This window comes from Fischerella muscicola PCC 7414 (assembly GCF_000317205.1).
Classification (GTDB): Bacteria; Cyanobacteriota; Cyanobacteriia; order Cyanobacteriales; family Nostocaceae; genus Fischerella; species Fischerella muscicola.
The window spans coordinates 99604-117502 of the sequence record NZ_AJLK01000117.1 but is presented as its reverse complement, the minus strand read 5'-3'; the positions used below and the strand labels follow the sequence as shown (position 1 = coordinate 117502).

Here is a 17899-nt window from a genome sequence, read left to right as displayed (position 1 = left end):
AAAACGCCAAATGAAAGTTCCTGCTGCGATCGCCACTGCAATCAATAGTCCCAACCACAAGCCAACGCCGCCTAAACCCAACTGAAATCCTAACCAATAGCCACTGTTTAATCCGATACACCAATAAGACAGGAAACTCAGTAGCATTGGCACACGAGTATCCTTCAAGCCTTGTAATGCACCGTAAGTAATTTTTTGTATCCCATCGAACAGATGTGCAATTGCCCCAACCCGCATGATTGTAACTGCAAGTACCACCACTGACGCATTCTCAGGAGCATTGATGTCAATATACAAGCCGATAACTTGTTGAGGAAATAACAGGAGTGCGATCGCAACTATTGCTGTCCACGCGGTTCCAGTACCGATACTGACAATGCCTGCTTGTCTTATTCCTGTAAGGTTTTTGCGTCCCAGCCACTGACCGATCCGCGCAGTTGCCGCAAATGACATTCCCAGTGGGATCATAAAGAGCAAATTAAAAGTTTGAAATACAATCTGGTGTGCTGCCAGTCCGTCAGTTCCCCACAATCCCATAAGATAGCTAACGGCTGTGTACACGCCAATTTCCAGCGCCGAAAACACGCCAATCGGCACTCCTAATTTCAGTAATTCCCACAGCAGTTGTGGTTTCAGTTGATGTAAGCAATGGAAGAATTGGTAGGTTCTGAGTTGCTTGTGTTGCAATAGGTAGACAACCAGTGCTAAAAACATTCCCCACAAAGTTAAAACGCTTGCTAAAGCAAGCCCTGCAAGCTCTAAGCGGGGAAATCCAAGTTTGCCAAATCCCAAAACATAGTTGCCCAAAATGTTAAAGAGTGTGCCTGCAATGACAATTATCATAATGGGACGAGCCTGGGACAGAGCTGAAACAACTCCTCGAAGCATGGCAAATCCTAAAGCAGGGAACAGTCCCCACAGCATAATATCCAGATACATATTTGCCAGCCTCACTATCGTCGCCGCTTGCCCAAGCTGACCCATGATGAAATCCAGATGAGCGATCGCGATCATCATCGGGATAGTCAGCAGCAAACATAACCACAATCCTTGGCGTGTAAATTGCTTAATGCGGGTTTTGTGACCTGCACCATAGGCCTCTGCAACTAATGGACTTATACCCATTACCACACCACTAGCGGTTACGAGAAATGAGAAAAAAGTGATCGAGGCTAAAGCCCCAGCAGCTAAAGTTTCTCGTCCCAGATGACCCATCATTACCGTATCAACAAAGCCCGTTGCCAGCTGGGCAACTTGGGCGCTGGCTAAGGGAATCGCAAGTTGCAAAAAAGCTTTGAGTTCTGTGCGGATACTCGATCTAGAAGGGTATAGGGTTGCCATGCCTGGAAAAACTTTCACGTTACAATTTATTAAAGTAGGGAAACTCAAAGTTCTCAGCTATCACAATCCTGCCAGCCTTGCAAAATCCTGCTGTAAGTTTTGAAGGAAGCGATCGCACTGATGACAGCATTTCATCCCTTGAACCACTACAATTCGGAATTGCCGATTGTCTCCAGTCAGGATTTAGGCTGGGAAACTCTTCTGATTGAGGAGTATCGGCAACCACCCGGAGGCACGGAAATGGAAGCTGAAGCAGATCCCGTGATTGTATTGTGTCTAGCTGCCCAACCTCATCGTATCCATCAAGTAATAGGCGATCGCCAATATACCGGACTTTATCGGCAGGGCGATATTGCTATCACCCCTGCTGGTGTTCCCAGTAGCTATCAAGCTGAGGGGAATGATCACTACTTGTATATCCAAATTCCCTCAGTGTTTCTCCAACAGGTTGCCGAAGAGGCTATGGAAATCAATTCTGATCGAGTTGAACTGCTGCCAGAATTTCGCGTCCGCAATCCTCAACTTGAGCAAATTTTGCTACTGCTGCAATCCGAACTGCATCGGGGTGGGTATATGGGGCGGTTGTACGTAGAGTCATTAGCGAATGCATTGGTAGTGAATTTACTCCGAGATCATGCAATTACCCGATCTCGGATCGTACAGTTCGAGGGCGGATTGAGCGATCGCAAACTGCTTCAAGTCATAGATTACATAAATGACGCTTTAGATCAAGACATCAAGCTTGCTGATCTTGCCCAATTATTAGGCATGAGTCAATCCCATTTCAGCCGCCAATTCAAGCGGTCAATGGGGCTGTCGCCTCACCAATACCTCCTCCAACAACGAGTCGAACGGGCAAAGCAGTTACTAAAACACACGAATCAATCCCTTGTTGAGATTGCCTTGGCTTGTGGCTTCGATAGTCATAGTCACCTCAGCAGGCAATTTCGACAGCTTACAGGTATGACACCCACAGCCTACCGAGCGAATTAAATCTTTTGCATGGTGCAGTAGCTGTCTAAAATCGCTTATGCAAGAGTAAGTGCAAAAACGGGTGTTGCTGCAAGCATCCCCCTGAGATCATCTAGATTAATTTGCCTTTGTGTCTTGGTGGTTAATATTTATCCTAGCCACCACAAAGACACAAAGACACCAACTTACTTACTCCCCGTAGTGACCGCCAGTGATCTTACCCCGGAACACAATATATTGATAAATGTTGTAGAACAACATCACGGGGATCAGCGCACCAATGAAAATAATCATAAAAACCAACGCACTCGGATCAGCAGCAGCTTCATAAATAGTGATTTGAGTGGGGATAATGTAGGGAAAGACAACCATTGCCAAGCCCACAAATGTCAGCAAGAAAATCAAAATTGTCCAGACAAAAGGCGCTCTTTCTTCTTTACGAAACAAGCTTCTAATCAATAGCGAAATCAACAAAACTCCCAACAAGGGAATCACAGCAAATAGGTAAACCAGCGGGCGATGAAACAAACGTTCTCTAGTGTAGTCGTAAAATATTGGAGTACCAATTGTAATCAAAATGGCTCCAATCAAAGTTGTCACAGCCGCAATTTTTGCTGTTTTATAGTGGGTATCTTGTAATTCACCTGTGGTTTTCCAAACTAAATAAGTGGAACCAATCAGGACATAACCTTGAATGAGAGTCAAAGCTACTAGTACAGTCTGCCAACTCAACCAATCCCAAGTCGTACCGATAAAGTGACCTGCTTGATCTACCTGAATTCCTTTGAGTACACCGCCAAGGGCGAATCCTTGACCTAAAGCTGCGAGAAAACTGCCAGCACCAAAGGCAAAGTTCCAGAATAGCTTGCGCTTAGCTTGTTCACGAAATTCAAATGCAACAGCACGAAAAATCAATCCAAATACCATCAACAAAATGGGAATGTAAAGGGCATTCAAAATCGTGCCGTAAGCAAGGGGAAACGCCCCAAACAAACCACCACCCATGAGAACTAACCAAGTTTCGTTAGCATCCCAAATATTACTCAAGCTAGTCATTAAGATGCCACGACGTTCTTCTGTAGAAGCAGTCAGAGATAAAATTCCTACCCCCAAGTCAAACCCATCCAGCATGACATAGAGGAAGAGGAAAAGAGCTAAAATACCAAACCATACCTGCGGTAAAAAATAACTTAGCGTCTCCATCCAACCTCCTATTGCTGTGCTTCCACAGGACGTTCATCAGGCATAAACTCTCCAGGAGTAGTTTCAACTGCGGGTCGGTCTTTTACGCCTGGTATTGGTAAATCTAGTCTGGGGCCTCTGCGAATAATCCTACTACCAAAATATAAAACTGCAACAAACAACAGGCTGTAAACTATAGCGAAGCCTGTTAAAGTTGTTAAGACATTACTAGCAGGGAGATTTGAGGCAGCATCAGCCGTGCGAATCAGTCCGTACACAGTCCAGGGTTGTCTGCCTACACAACGAACTATCCAGCCTGACTCCACTGCAATGTATCCTAAAGGAGCAGCAAAAATCCAGCCCAGCATTAACAAGCGCTGCTGGGAAATGTTCTCTGGGGAGAGTTTACCGCGTAGCCATTGAATAGTGCTGACTAGCATCAATCCTGCTAGGAAGAAGCCAATGGCAATCATGATCCGGAAGGAGTAGTAAATCAATCCTACTAAGTGTGGTCTATCGGCTGGTTGCCATTCTTTTAAACCCAGTACAGGTTCGGAAAGTTTTTGTTTGAATTCCAGAATGTAGCCAAGGGCGTTGGGGATAGTGATTTCCCAATCATTTTGTTCTGCTTGTTCATTGGGTAAAGCTATTAGACTCCAATCTGCTGGCTGTCCCGCTGGGGTTGTATGCCATTGTGCCTCCATTGCTGCTAGTTTGGAGGGTTGGTAGTGATACACTTGTTCACCACTCAAGTGTCCTACGTATATCTGCAATGGTGCAACAGCGATCGCAGCTGCTAAAGCAATCTTAAAAGCCTTGGCAAAGAAGCCGCTATGACGATTGTTGTAAATATACCAGGCACTAATTCCACCAATTACGAACAGTGAAGTTTCGAGTGTGCCTAAAAACATATGCGACACACTCACCGCCATAAACGGATTGAAAATACCCTGAAAGTAATCGTGGACGATGAACTTACCGTTGACCATTTCTCCACCCGCGGGAGTTTGCAACCAGGAATTAGCTGCCAAAATCCAGAAGGTTGATAAGTTAGCGCCAACAGCAACCAGGATCGTAGAAATAAAGTGAATGATTGGATGGACACGTTCCCAGCCAAATACCATAATTCCTAAAAAAGCTGCTTCTAGCATAAATGCCCAGGAAGCTTCAAAGCCGATGACGCTACCAAAAAAATTACCAATTGCTTCCGATAGAGGGGCCCAATTTGTGCCAAACTGAAACTCCATCGGAATACCAGTAGCGACACCGATACCAAAGTTTAAAATGTAGAGTTTTGACCAAAAGCGGGCATGATAGTAGTAATCTGGGTTACGGGTCTTCAACCATATTCCCTCTACAATCGCTAGATAAATTGCCATGCCTGTAGTCAGTACAGGCCACAGCATATGAAATATGGCTGTCAGCGCAAACTGCATCCGTGACAGCGCTACAGTGTTAGACAAAAATTCCATAAGTTCTTCCTTTCACTGCTTGAACAACTGTGTGTCAGGATTGTCACCCACTACATAAGCAGTGAATACGAGTGACTGTGACAATCCTTTACAAATTTTTAATGTATGACTTGTTGTCGTAAAAGTGTGAGGAAAGCGATCGCAGATACTGGGCAAAAATTAATCTTGATTTATTACGTCAAGATTACGTAGTATATAAACACGATCAATTACGTCTGAAGCTACCTACACTGACCTTAGAAGTGAGGCGTGGGATGAGTTGCAAAGTTAGCTAAAAAGTTCTTGATATTGTAGTTTTATCGTCTTCTTTGTCGTTGTTGCCAGAAGAAGACAAGATTATAAAGCTCAACTTAATATACTTCATCAAAATTTCGCTAAATCTAGTCAGAAAGTTAAAATTTACACTAACCTAGTGAAGAAGTATAATTTTCCTAAAGTCAATCTTTATACCCATGCCCAACAATCTTGTATACATCATCATGGATAGCTGTCGCTATGACAGCTATGCGGCTGCTGCAACACCCAATATTGATCAACTAGGAAAAGCAGAGTGTCGTTACAGCTATGCATCTTGGACTTCCCCCTCTCACTACACTATGCTGATGGGTATGATTCCACATCAAAGCCCGCGTGGTGTGTTCGCTTCAGAGGTGTACAAGCAAGAGTTTGTCAAATGGGTAGATCGTTTAAATATCCCAAACCTGTCTTTTAAAACTTTTGTTCCTTACTTATCTTTACCAAAAGTTTTACAGGACAATGGCTATAAGACGATCGCCAGAGTTTCCATGCCTGTTCTTAATCAATTTACCAACATTAATAAGCATTTTGATGATTATAAATTAATGCCAAATCATAATGATTTTCCATCCATGATTAATGAAATGGAATTTCCTGATGATCAACCTCGTTTTTACTTTTTCAATTTAGGCGAAACTCATTATCCCTACATGCTGAAGGGAGATGATATGCCTCGGATCTCAGGTGTACATGGAGTCTTTAAAAATATTGATGAATTTTTACTAGTTGGCGAAAAACCAGAAGAGAAAAGCTTTTTTGAACCAGAAGAAATGACTCGCTTACATCAGCAACAAATTAGTTGTGTAGAGTATGTAGATAAATTTATCGGTGAATTATTTAATAAATGTCCTGATAATACTCACATCATCATTACAGCAGATCATGGGGAATTATTTGGAGAAGATGGTTATTTTGGCCATGGACCAATTATGCATTCTAAGTGTTTTGAAGTTCCATTTTTAGAGGGAAGACGCCCGTAATTATGAATGTAAAAAATGACTCAGGTGCGAATTTTTAATCCAGAACCAAATCGAGGATTGAGTGAGGCTAATTTCCGTAAAATTTGCAAGAACGGTTTTGGCGATGGTAATAATGCTTATGCCCATTCGATGGCTTGGTTCAATGGACACTTATATGTTGGAACAACCCGCGCCAACCTCTGTCTTATCCGTAGTAGTATGCCTCATGTCAAGATTGATATGTGGCCTGTTGAGTGTCCTCATAAAGTCTATACCCCAGAGTTTGAAAGGAATTGGGCCCGGGCAGAAATCTGGCGCTACAATCCAGTCATCAAACATTGGGAACGAGTTTTTCAGGCTCCCATGACCTTGGCCAAGGAAGGAGATGAATTCAGCCGTGACCTTGGCTATCGAGGGATGGCAGTATTTCAAGGGAAATCAGACCCAGAACCAGCGTTATATGTCAGTACTTGGTCAAGGTCGCGGGCCAATGGCCCACTCATCATGCGTACAGAAGATGGCAAAAACTTTGAGGTTGTCTCTAAACCTGGATTAGTAGGTTTACCTGTCACCAGTTTGCGCTTACTAATTCCTTTCAAAGGACGCTTGTTTACTGCACCAACCAGTGCAACTGGAGGTAATGCAAATACTTCTGGAGTCGCTCAGGTATATGAAAGTAGTGATCCTGCGAAAGGAGAGTGGCGTGCTGCAAGCGATCGCGGATTTGGTGATCCAGAAAATCGCACAATCTTCGAGTTAAGAGGATTTGGAGACTATCTTTATGCCGGAACCGTCAATAATAATGGTTTTCAAATCTGGCGTACTAAAGCAGAAGGAGAACCTCCTTATCATTGGACTAATGTCATTACTAACGGTGCAGGTCGTGGTAGTCTTAATCAAATCGCTGCCAGTATGATGGTTTTCAAGGACGCTCTGTATGTCGGCTCTGGTATCCAAAATGGTGGTTACGATCACCTCAATAAAATTGGCCCTGCTGGAGCGGAAATCATTAGGATTCACCATGACGGTTCTTGGGATTTACTTATGGGAGATATCCGTGATGGCAGATACCCCTTAAGCGGATTATCAGCTGGGTTCAATAATCTATGCAATGGTTATGTCTGGAGGATGGGAGTACATGATGGTTGGCTGTATACAGGAACTATGGAATGGAGCGACATCATGTGCTACATCTCCTTAGAAGGGAGGCCAGACAAAACAGTTCGGATGCTCCAGCAAGTAGGATTGGAAGAGATAGTTAAATATCAAGGTGGTTTTGAAGTATGGCGTACCTTTGATGGCGAAAATTGGCTACCAGTAACTCGACAAGGATTTGGTAACGTCTATAACTATGGAGTTCGTAACTTTATTTCCACTTCTTACGGTCTGTTTATCGGTACAGCCAATCCTTTTGGTCCACGTGTAGCAGTTCGTAAAGAAGGAAAGTGGACATATGTAGACAATCCCAATGGTGGCTTGGAAATTTTGCAAGGAACTCTAGATTGGGATAGCCAACTAAAAACTGAAGTCTGAATTAGAAATGTTTATATCCTTGTTAATGGTCTTTAAACTAACTGTTAAAAATCAGTAAAAGTTTTCGTGTTATACCTGATTAGATAGTTAATATAAACTTTGTTTAATTTCAATAAATTATTTGGTATTGCTTAGATAGAAGTAAAAATAAAAAATGTCATTCTGAACTAGGTAGTTAAAATCTCTACAAAATATCTAATATATAGAGACTATTAGCTTCACCCCATTGCGTTCAGAATGACAAAATTATATCTTTGTATTATGTTGTCAATAATCACCAGATTTTAAAATGGAAAAGCTGGATTACACAGCCTCACATAAATGTCTCTTTGATTATCGGAAAAAGCTCTTCTACCGTGAAGTAATCTGGTATTATCAACCATGAGAATATCTCCTTTTTGCCATGCAACTAATTGGGTTAATCTGTCAGTAATTTCTTTGAGTTCATCAATTACATTCTCAGGAATTCGAGAATCATCCTCAAACCTGACAAGACTATTATTTCGACCCTGTGCTTCTTGTTCTATTACAGGTAAAATGTTGTTAAGAAATACCTTGTAATGACCACATCTACTGAGAACAATTGCAGATGTTATATACTCAGTAGTAATAGATTTTTCCGCTTCATTTACCTTCAGAAGCATATCATTATCATGACATACTTTCTCTACCATTGTTAAATCGTTAGTTTGATAGATTTTTGGCCAAATTTCCTGAGGATAGGTGCGAATATATTTTAAACGCTTGGAATGGAGTAATTCTTTAGTAGTTTGACTTAACTCTTTATAAACTTGAATGCCGTCACAAATTGTCGTCTCGCCATCACTTAATGCCGGAGTAGCACAGTAAAACCACATCATCTTTGGCTGTGTTTTCGTGTAGTACATTTCTCCATGAAAAGGAACAGCACAAGCAATTTTGTGACCAGTTACAGATAAGACTGTGTTATCTCCATTGATAGAATCTCTACTATAAGCACCGCCGACATAAGTCATAAAGCTAGTGCTATATAATTCTGTAAATTTTTTAAATTTATCTACGTCAGTTTCAAATCCCCTAAAAAGTATTAGGCTAGAAGACTTAAATAATTTAATAACCTCATCTATATCTAGATTCAGAATATTTTCATCGCCTATTCCCTGAATGGTAGTACCAAATTGTTCAGTAATGGGTGTTATTTGCATATTTATAGATGGCATAATTTTTGTCTGCAATGTAAGGTATTGTTACTCTAATTCATGGAGTACCCTGCAAGTTGTCTCTTGCAAATTGGCATTATTTAGCTTGCATCCTAAATTTTCAGCGTTGGAAATATTGTGGTAGTTAGACACCCAAACGCACGACGTGGTAGTAGCATAGCTAACTGCAAGTGCTGGTCATTAACTTGCGGATATGTAAAAAATATCTCCACTGTTGCATTATTACTTAAGTAGTAGGGTGAGAGCAAGAGCAGCTTTACTTAGACATAAATTACACAGCTACTAAGATATTTAAAGATAATCTGGCGATCGCATGGTTAATTGTCATTCTTAGGCAACATCTGACAAGAGTAAAAAATTTACCTGTAAATCTCCCTAAGTCATCTTCCTAACTTCTTAAATACTGTCTTAATTTTATTTTTATTAAATCTTTATAAAAAATTTACTTGTAATTTTTAATGCCCTAATCCTGCCAATTTGATTCCTGCTCGTTTGCTTTGGTTTACTAAAAGTGCCCAGTAGCGCCCTAATACCAATTCTAGCTGGCTGAAGAAGACATAAATTGTATATTTTTAAGTTGAAAATCTGAGCTAATCTGATTGGCTCAGATTTTTGATATGTAAATTTTGTGTTTTAGGATAGGCTGAGCAGACTCTGAAAGGTCAACACTGTTAGAGTAAAATTTCAAGTTATACCCAAGAAATAATATCGTGTCCGGATAATCACTTTATATTTCCACTGCGATGCTCCAAAGGAGCGGTCTTTGACCATCGCAACTATTGAGCTAAATTTGCTACGTATTTTTATCACTTTTTCATCAAAAATTTACTGAATTTATATAGTTTTTTGTTAACCTAACACTTAGATCTTTTAAGTAAAAATATCTACCAAAATTGAAATCTAGCTTGAAAATAGGGCTTGTGCGTCTACGTTGAAATTTTCATCCCTTCATTGTGTGATTTATCACATGACCGTCTAGCTTGCTCAGCAGGGTGTGGCTAGGTCGTCAAGAATTCGTGCAAAACTAGGAAATAGACAGAAAATGCGTATAAATTTAAGCAAGCTAGTGTCATTGCTAGCAGGGACTGCGGCTGTACTCGGATGTTTTTCAGGTAAAGCTGCCGCTAATTCTACATTCAAAGAAAATTTACCCCCCGGCTATCAACTCTATTCAGGGGCGCTTGTGGTTGGTCAATCCTGCTCTTGTGCAGATTTTGGCTTGCCAGGAGCGCCAAAAGCACCTCCGTGTCCTGAGACTACTGATGACATTTGTTTTGGCAGTTCCAATACTCGTTATGCTTGGGCTTACACTGATGTTGCTGGCATCAAGGGTGAAGAATGTGTCGAAAAACAGCAAGAAGGTCTAACTATTGGGCCTTGTTTTCAACTCGATGGTGACGATGCTGTGGTGATTTATGGCAAAACACCAGACCAGATTACCTACTACAGCATGACCCTATACAACTCTTTGGCATACAACCAATCTGCTGGTGATTATGCTCTGACCATGGCCAGCATCAATCTCGACCTGAACAACAGAAACCTACAGACCGCCAATTCCTCGCCATTCAACAGTAATTACGCGATTATCGTCACATCCAACACAGGCACACTCAACGCCGTTAGGAATGCTTTGATTAAGTCTGGGATTCCTGCCAAGGCCATCAATAACTATATCTTCCCAGCCAAGTATGCTAATGCTGCCACCAGTGCCACCCCTGAACAGTTATCGTTTTTGTTACGCATGACGACTCAAACAACACAGGAAAGACAACGAGTCGATACTTTTGCACAACAAACAGCACCAAATACAAAAGTAGTTTTTGTGAAAGCTCCCGGTACTACTGGTGATGTCACCGATGCTCAATTAAAGCATTGGGAAGATAATTTGAGAACTGACACCACAGAGTACCAACAACAGCTAGATAAGAAACTCGATTCATTACAAGCCAATGTAGTTAACTACTACCAACAGCAGGGCTATACCCTTAAACACACTATCACTGAGACATTGAAACACTCAGATCCAGTTGGTTGCAATACAAACTATAATTTTTGTGCGTATGATTCGCCAAATGCAATCTACACTTCCTACGTCTGCGATTTTGCTCAAGTTACAGTTTTGGGCTGTGCAATCTCTCCAAAACAAGGAGATTTTTTGATGCTGATTGGGGTAGACCACTCTAGTGTTGTCGCAGACCCTAACAAAGGGCTTGCAACTTATTTTTCCTATGAGAGCAAAGGAGCCAAAGGAGAATCATTTTCTTTTGTCGGACTTTACACTCAAGGTTCAGCTAATCGCTTCTTTCCCTTGGGTGATGGTTCCAATCTCTTCGCTATTCGGATCAGTCCCTACTCTTGTGGTGATGACCCCTACTGTGTCATTCCCTATTCCAAAGGCTCACCTGAAGATGAAAATTCCTTTTTCCTCTTAGGTCGTGTCTATCTTGATAAAGTCACAGCCACTGGTCCTAATCCTGCTAATCTCATTCCCGCCCGTTTGCTTTGGTTTACTAAAAGCAATCAGTAGTATGCCACACAAACTTTGGTGAATTAAGTAAACTCAACACGCACTCTGACAATATCTCTACTAAATTCAGAAAAGGTGACAATCTGTTTACCTAAGTGAATGCAAGCTACAAGAAATATCTTTTTGACAATCTGAGCCAATACAACTGGTTCAGATTTTTGTTAAAAAAACTCAGTTTCTCTTGATGTATGTTTGTGACATTTTCATTGAGGTTTACTCCATATACATTCCTCATATTCTGATACTACTGTTGATGTCACGGATGCTAATCTCAAGCGTTCGGAAGATAATTTAAGAAACGACAACACAGAATAATATTAGTACGCCACACCAAATTTGCCGGAAAAGAATTAGTGAAGTGAGAAAAGAGTGGAGGGGAAATATAAAACTACCCTTTGCTTTTTATTTTTTACTCCACAAAGTTTTTCATAAATCCTTGAGAGCAGATAGTCCAACAGCTTTCTAAAATCGCATATGTCAGTTCCTCCACCTCTATTTATCCTCGGTTCTCCGCGTTCTTTTACATCCTTAATTTGCGCTATGCTAGGTCAGCATCCCGAAGCTTACGGGATGCCAGAACTAAATTTGTTCATCACCGACACTTTGGAACAACTGTCAGAACGCATGAAGGGAATGCGTCAGTTTCAAATGCATGGTTTGTTGCGTACAGTTGCCCAACTCTATGCAGGCGAACAAACAATAGTATCAGTAGAAATGGCACGTCGTTGGGTTCTAACCCGGATGAATAAGACTACTGGTGAAGTATATGTCGAACTGTGCCGTAAAGTAGCACCACTACGCATTGTAGACAAAAGTCCTGCCTACTCAACCAAACTCGAAATTCTTAACCGGATGCGCGAAAATTTTCCCAATGCTTATTATCTGCATCTTATTCGCCATCCCAGAACCCAAGGAAAATCCATCATGAATATTGCTGATGGTTTAATGGCTATACTCGCCAACTCTATTGATTATTCAACAGATCCACCTACGGTTGATCCTCAGCTTTCGTGGTATAAAATGCAATGCAATATTTTGGAGTTTTTAAGTACTATTCCTGCTGAGCAACAAATGCGCTTGCGAGGAGAAGATATGTTAAGCGATCCTCGCTCACATTTTGAACAACTATGCAAATGGTTAAATCTTTCCTGGAATGATTCAATTTATGAAGTCATGTTGCATCCTGAAAACTCTCCCTATGCTTGCTTGGGCCCCTACGGGGCTCAATTAGGCAACGACCCCAACTTTCTCAAATCACCAGGTTATCGTGCCTCAACCATTAAACCTAGCCATTTAGAGGGGCCGTTACCTTGGCGTCCAGATAACAAAGGCTTTACCCCTGAAGTGATCAAGATGGCTCAAGAATTGGGATATGAATAATTGTAAACTTATACCATTTCACAAAATTCTTGATACAAATCCTCCACCTTCCCTTGTTCTCCTTGTCGCCATTTGAATTGTATTTTTTATATTCTTCAATGCCTGATTTGCTGCTTCCAAATCATAAGGAAATGGTCGCCCACGAGTTACATAATCGCGCTCTTGCACTGGTCGATGACGCAGTACAGCATTGACGACAACACAGGTTTCTGAACTCAAATTTATCGCTCCGTGCATGACTCCTGGTGGAATTGTCAGTACTACAGGGTAGTATTCACTTAAAGCAATGTATTGATATTTTTTATTAATTAAAGTTACAATCACAAACTCACCTTTGACTACCAGTAATTGGTCGGTTTGTGATTTGTGAACAAATAAATCATCGATTGTATGAGGTGGAATCTGCACGAGCATTGTTTCGTGACTAGCTTGGGGAGTGAAAAACTCAGCCATTCCCCCTTTAATTGATTCCAACTGCCGAATTCTGATTCCTCTTGCACTCATAAAAATATCCTAAAAAAGCATCCTAAAAATTGAAGTAATAAGCTTCAATTTAAGATGCTTGATTATGAAATATTGTTACAAGTGAACAATATTACACAAATTATGATATGGAAATTACTAAATCTATCCGCCGATAGAAAACTTTAAACTGCTGGGTTGACCAAGATTACCTTGCAATGTTACACCGCGTCCATTGGCATGAAGGTGTCGCAGAATTAGATAAATTGACTCGATTTTGTCTGTAGCACCTGTTTTTTGAGCAACTTCCTCTAAAGTGAGCGGTGTTTTTTCTTTTTGCAAAACTTCTACTACTTGTTTTTGCAATTCCAGAATTTCAGCGGCAGCTTTTTTACCAGCTTCTACCCCTGGTTGATGGTAGGCGTTGATGTTGATTAAGCTGGCATACAAACCAACAGCGCGATCGTATAAGGCAATTAATGCGCCGACAGTCCGGGAATTAACTTGGGGGATGGTAACTGTAACTGAATCGCGGTGATTTTCATACAGTGCTTGTCTGGTTCCTTGCAGAAAACCGGAAAGATAATCGCCTGATGTGATTCCTGGCTCGATTTCTGGGGATGGGCTGTGACGATCTTCTAAAACTTCGATGAAGGTAGCAAAGAAATTTGGTATACCTTCGCGTAACTGCTGGACGTATGCGTGTTGGTCGGTAGAGCCTTTGTTACCATATACGGCAATACCCTGATGAACAATATTGCCATCTAAGTCTTTTTCCTTACCTAAGGATTCCATCACCAACTGTTGCAGGTAGCGGCTAAATAAAAGTAGGCTGTCTTTGTATGGTAGGACAACCATGTCTTTTTCGCCTTTGCCGTTGCCAGCATAATACCAAGACAGGGCTAACAACGCGGCGGGGTTATTTTTGATATCGGGAACACGGGTAGCGTCATCCATTTCTTTTGCACCTTCAAGCATGGCGCGAATATCAATACCCTGCAAAGCTGCTGGCACTAGTCCCACAGCAGATAATTCCGAAGTGCGTCCGCCTACCCAATCAAACATGGGAAACCTAGCCAACCAGCCTTCAGATTTTGCTTGTTCATCGAGCTTACTACCAGGCATAGTAATAGCGATCGCATAATTAGCAAAATCTAAATTATGTCCGGCGTAAGCTTTTTTGACTTCCGCCATGCCATTACGGGGTTCTGGTGTGCCTCCAGATTTGGAAATCACTAATACCAAAGTGCTGCTCAGACGGTTTCGCACCTGAGTCAAAACCCGATCAATACCTGCGGGGTCGGTGTTGTCGATAAAATGAATCGCCAGTGGTGGAAAATCTGGGGCTAATGCTGCTGCAACAAATTGCGGCCCAAGGGCAGAACCACCAATGCCAATGGAAATAATATCGGTGAAACGGGGTGCTTTCGGGGGATGAATTGCACCTGTGTGGACTTTTTCGGCGAATACTTCAATTTGCTCTATGGTGCTGACGATTTCTTGTGTCAGTTCCGGAGTAGGAGCCAAATCAGGATTTCGCAGCCAATAATGTCCAACCATACGATTTTCGTCCGGGTTGGCGATCGCTCCCTTCTCAAGTTCCGCCATATCCGCAAAAGCCTGCTCAAACTTTGGCTGCAAACTCTCCACAAAGGCATCATCAAAGCGCATTCGGCTCACGTCTAGGTAAAATCCTAATCCTTCATGGAAATATAGCCATTTCTGGTATCGTTGCCAAAGTGCCGTAGCGTCCATAGGGAAATCTCAAGTAAAGTGATTTTCATTCAACAAGTTTAAGCTAAGGATAGAGCCAAGCTTTGTCCCTCTTATACAGTTTTAAGTCTTTACGTGACCCAGACTCTACACATCCGGCATTGGCCAGACTCTACACATCCGGCATTGGTATGACTCGCAAAAATTTCACAATTTCACCTCTTAGTTCAATGCCAATTAAGTAATTCTCCAGAGTCAAGCGGTAAAAAATACCTTCTCTATCTAGCTGTCGTAAATCTGGTAAGTAATGCAGTTGTCTTTTATCTGCAAACTCAATAAACACAAAATCATACACCAGCTGATAGGCAGCAGGTTCTAAATTTTTGAGGTCTACTAAAAAAGACCGTGCATAGCGTACTTCCATGGTGGGGTGGTGGGGAGATGGGGTGATGGGGAGATGGGGAGTAAACAACTAACAACTAACAACTAACAACTAACCACTAACCAACAACCAAAGTATTATGAAAAAGTTAACAATTGCACAGCTTCTTCATGGGTTAAGGTGTCCCAAGGTTGCTGCGATCGCTTGACTTCTTGTATGGCTTTGTGCATATAAAAATCACAATGTAAGTCGTAGACGGCATTCCAAACTTTTTCTAATTCTTCGTCGGCTAACTGTTCAATTAAATGATGGATTCTGATTCGCAGCAAGTTCATGTATTATCAATCAAAAATAACCAACATCTAGTGTTCCCATAAAATGAGGGAAAAGTTTGATGGGGAGGTGGGGTGATGGGGAGGTAAGGAGATGGGGTGTGAGGGGTGTGAGGAGAATAGATAGTAACTACTAACCTTTGAGCCTTGACTATTGACAAATGACTAATGACCAATGACAAATAACTAACATATGGCTGAATATCTAATTTTTTTAGCAATTTCTACTTCTATTTTTGCTTTGTTTGCTTTAGGGCTAAATTTGCAGTGGGGTTTTACAGGCTTAATTAACTTTGGTCATGTGGCATTCATGACGCTGGGAGCCTATACAACTGTATTATTGAGCCTTAAGGGTGTTCCTGTGCTGCTAGCGGCGGTGATTGGGGCTGTACTAGCAGCTTTGTTGGGTTTGTTAATCGGTTTTTCGACTCTGCGTTTGCGGGAAGATTATTTGGCGATCGTGACTATCGGTGTGGGGGAACTAGTTAGGCTGATACTCAATAACCAGGATTTACCTGTGGGTGATGCCTGGATTTCTGGGGCGTTTGGTGTACAAAGTTACCCTATTCCGTTAGTGAATTTGCAACCAAATTTGTTTGTCAGACTGATAATGATCGCGGTACTGACTTTAGTCGCTGGTATAACTTTTTATTGGTTATGGCGCTGGACTCGCCCGACATATGCGGCTAAACGGGTAGGTAAAAAGCAAGAATTTGTATCGCGTTTAGTGGTAGCAAGTTTGCTAGGACTGCTGTCAGCAGCGATTTATATTTCTGGGGTGATTGGCTTGTATAATTACAACCCGAAAGCAGGTTTAATGCTGTTGTCGTTAGTGGCACTAGCATTCGTTTTTTGGCGCTTAGAAGTCTTGGTGCGATCGCCTTGGGGACGAGTCCTCAAAGCTATCCGTGAAGATGAAGAAGTTGCGAAAGCGTTAGGAAAAAACGTTTTTTGGTACAAGTTACAATCTCTGATGTTGGGAGGTGCGATCGCTGGTATTGCAGGTGCTTTCTTTGCTTGGCAACTCAGTGCTATTTATACTGATAATTTCCAACCCCAGCTAACATTCGACGCTTGGATTATGGTGATATTAGGAGGTTCTGGTAATAATGTCGGCACGATTTTAGGGGCAGTCATTTACTTTGCTTACGATACCCTGACTCGTGAATTCCTACCCAGAATTTTTACTAACCTTACCTCTGATCAATTGGGCGCATTTCGCATCATGATTATCGGACTGATTTTGATGGTACTGATGATTTGGCGTCCTCAAGGTATCTTAGGTAAAAAGGAGGAACTTACCCTTGGTAAATAATCATTCTTCTTCCCAGGTTCCCTTATTAGCTGCCAGTGGGTTGTCTAAAAGCTTTGGCGGGATTAAGGCTGTTGATAATGCCGAAATTCAGGTTACAACGGGGAGTATCACAGGTTTAATTGGCCCTAATGGTGCTGGCAAAACGACTTTATTTAACTTACTCTCTAACTTTATCCGTCCCGACAAAGGAAAAGTCATTTTTGACGGCGAACCGATTCACCATTTGCCATCCTATCAAATTGCCCAACAAGGTTTAGTACGGACATTTCAGGTGGCGCGCGCCCTCTCGAAGTTGTCGGTACTAGAAAATATGCTATTGGCGGCGCAAAAGCAAACTGGCGAAAATTTTTGGCAGTTGCAATTTCAACCCCATGTGGTTGCTAAAGAAGAAAAGCAGCTGGAACAACAGGCGCTAGCCATATTAGAATCGGTGGGTTTAGCTCATAAAGCTGATGATTACGCTGGTGGTTTATCTGGTGGACAACGCAAGTTGTTAGAAATGGGACGGGCGTTGATGACTAATCCCAAGTTGATTTTGTTAGATGAACCAGCAGCAGGTGTAAATCCGAGACTAATTGATGAGATTTGCGATCGCATTGTCCAGTGGAATCGAAAAGGTATGACTTTTTTGATTATTGAACACAACATGGATGTGATTATGTCATTGTGCGATCGTGTTTGGGTACTTGCTGAAGGTAGAAACTTAGCAGACGGTGTTCCCGAAGAAATTCAGCGCAACCCAAAGGTTTTAGAAGCATATTTAGGAAAATAATTGAATTATGAATAACTTCTCCCAAGCAATATCATTTTTAGATTGTTGTATTTGAATT

The 17899-nt window shown here is 41.7% G+C and carries 15 protein-coding genes; 7 read left to right on the top strand and 8 right to left on the bottom strand.

What is annotated here, in order from left to right:
- The coding region (locus UYI_RS0118650) for an MATE family efflux transporter (protein ID WP_016868172.1) at positions 1-1341 on the bottom strand (1341 nt) is incomplete at its 3' end.
- A gap of 99 nt (positions 1342-1440) precedes the next feature.
- Here UYI_RS0118650 and UYI_RS0118645 point away from each other — a divergent pair.
- Positions 1441-2334: a helix-turn-helix domain-containing protein gene (locus tag UYI_RS0118645; protein WP_235147968.1), complete on the top strand. Its 894-nt coding sequence runs from the start codon at positions 1441-1443 to the stop codon at positions 2332-2334.
- A gap of 168 nt (positions 2335-2502) precedes the next feature.
- On the opposite strand, the gene cydB is transcribed toward UYI_RS0118645, so the two are convergent.
- A complete protein-coding gene (gene cydB, locus UYI_RS0118640; protein WP_016868170.1) occupies positions 2503-3516 on the bottom strand; it encodes a cytochrome d ubiquinol oxidase subunit II in 1014 nt (337 codons plus the stop codon).
- Between the two features lie 8 nt (positions 3517-3524).
- The gene (locus UYI_RS0118635) at positions 3525-4967 is read right to left on the bottom strand and encodes a cytochrome ubiquinol oxidase subunit I (protein ID WP_016868168.1); all 1443 of its coding nucleotides are present in this window, start codon (positions 4965-4967) and stop codon (positions 3525-3527) included.
- Between the two features lie 452 nt (positions 4968-5419).
- On the opposite strand from UYI_RS0118635, the gene UYI_RS0118630 reads away from it, so the two are divergent.
- Together UYI_RS0118630 and UYI_RS0118625 are read left to right on the top strand one after the other, a co-directional pair.
- On the top strand, positions 5420-6244 hold the full coding sequence (locus tag UYI_RS0118630) for a sulfatase-like hydrolase/transferase (RefSeq protein WP_026086035.1): 825 nt from the start codon (positions 5420-5422) through the stop codon (positions 6242-6244).
- A gap of 15 nt (positions 6245-6259) precedes the next feature.
- The gene (locus UYI_RS0118625) at positions 6260-7756 is read left to right on the top strand and encodes a hypothetical protein (RefSeq protein WP_016868164.1); all 1497 of its coding nucleotides are present in this window, start codon (positions 6260-6262) and stop codon (positions 7754-7756) included.
- Between the two features lie 284 nt (positions 7757-8040).
- On the opposite strand, the gene UYI_RS0118620 is transcribed toward UYI_RS0118625, so the two are convergent.
- Positions 8041-8955: a TauD/TfdA family dioxygenase gene (locus UYI_RS0118620; protein WP_016868162.1), complete on the bottom strand. Its 915-nt coding sequence runs from the start codon at positions 8953-8955 to the stop codon at positions 8041-8043.
- 1042 nt (positions 8956-9997) lie between these two features.
- On the opposite strand from UYI_RS0118620, the gene UYI_RS0118615 reads away from it, so the two are divergent.
- Positions 9998-11485, top strand: a complete 1488-nt coding sequence (locus UYI_RS0118615) for a hypothetical protein (RefSeq protein WP_016868160.1) — start codon at positions 9998-10000, stop codon at positions 11483-11485.
- 474 nt (positions 11486-11959) lie between these two features.
- Positions 11960-12865, top strand: a complete 906-nt coding sequence (locus tag UYI_RS0118610; protein WP_016868157.1) for a sulfotransferase family protein — start codon at positions 11960-11962, stop codon at positions 12863-12865.
- An 18-nt stretch (positions 12866-12883) separates the two neighbouring features.
- Here UYI_RS0118610 and UYI_RS0118605 read toward each other — a convergent pair whose 3' ends face one another.
- The 4 genes from UYI_RS0118605 to UYI_RS0118590 all read right to left on the bottom strand — a co-directional run bounded on the left by UYI_RS0118605 (position 12884) and on the right by UYI_RS0118590 (position 15757).
- Positions 12884-13369, bottom strand: a complete 486-nt coding sequence (locus UYI_RS0118605) for a cupin domain-containing protein (protein WP_016868156.1) — start codon at positions 13367-13369, stop codon at positions 12884-12886.
- A gap of 123 nt (positions 13370-13492) precedes the next feature.
- On the bottom strand, positions 13493-15082 hold the full coding sequence (locus UYI_RS0118600; protein ID WP_026086034.1) for a glucose-6-phosphate isomerase: 1590 nt from the start codon (positions 15080-15082) through the stop codon (positions 13493-13495).
- Positions 15083-15212: 130 nt separating this feature from the next.
- On the bottom strand, positions 15213-15464 hold the full coding sequence (locus tag UYI_RS0118595) for a hypothetical protein (protein WP_009455826.1): 252 nt from the start codon (positions 15462-15464) through the stop codon (positions 15213-15215).
- Positions 15465-15559: 95 nt separating this feature from the next.
- On the bottom strand, positions 15560-15757 hold the full coding sequence (locus UYI_RS0118590; protein ID WP_009455825.1) for a hypothetical protein: 198 nt from the start codon (positions 15755-15757) through the stop codon (positions 15560-15562).
- A 190-nt stretch (positions 15758-15947) separates the two neighbouring features.
- Between UYI_RS0118590 and UYI_RS0118585 the strand changes: the two genes are divergently transcribed.
- Both UYI_RS0118585 and UYI_RS0118580 read left to right on the top strand, forming a co-directional pair.
- Entirely contained in the window at positions 15948-17069 is a 1122-nt protein-coding gene (locus tag UYI_RS0118585; RefSeq protein WP_016868154.1) for a branched-chain amino acid ABC transporter permease, read from the top strand.
- Entirely contained in the window at positions 17059-17841 is a 783-nt protein-coding gene (locus tag UYI_RS0118580) for an ABC transporter ATP-binding protein (RefSeq protein WP_016868152.1), read from the top strand. The genes UYI_RS0118585 and UYI_RS0118580 overlap by 11 nt, the downstream gene beginning before the upstream one ends.
- The last annotated feature ends 58 nt before the right edge of the window (positions 17842-17899 follow it).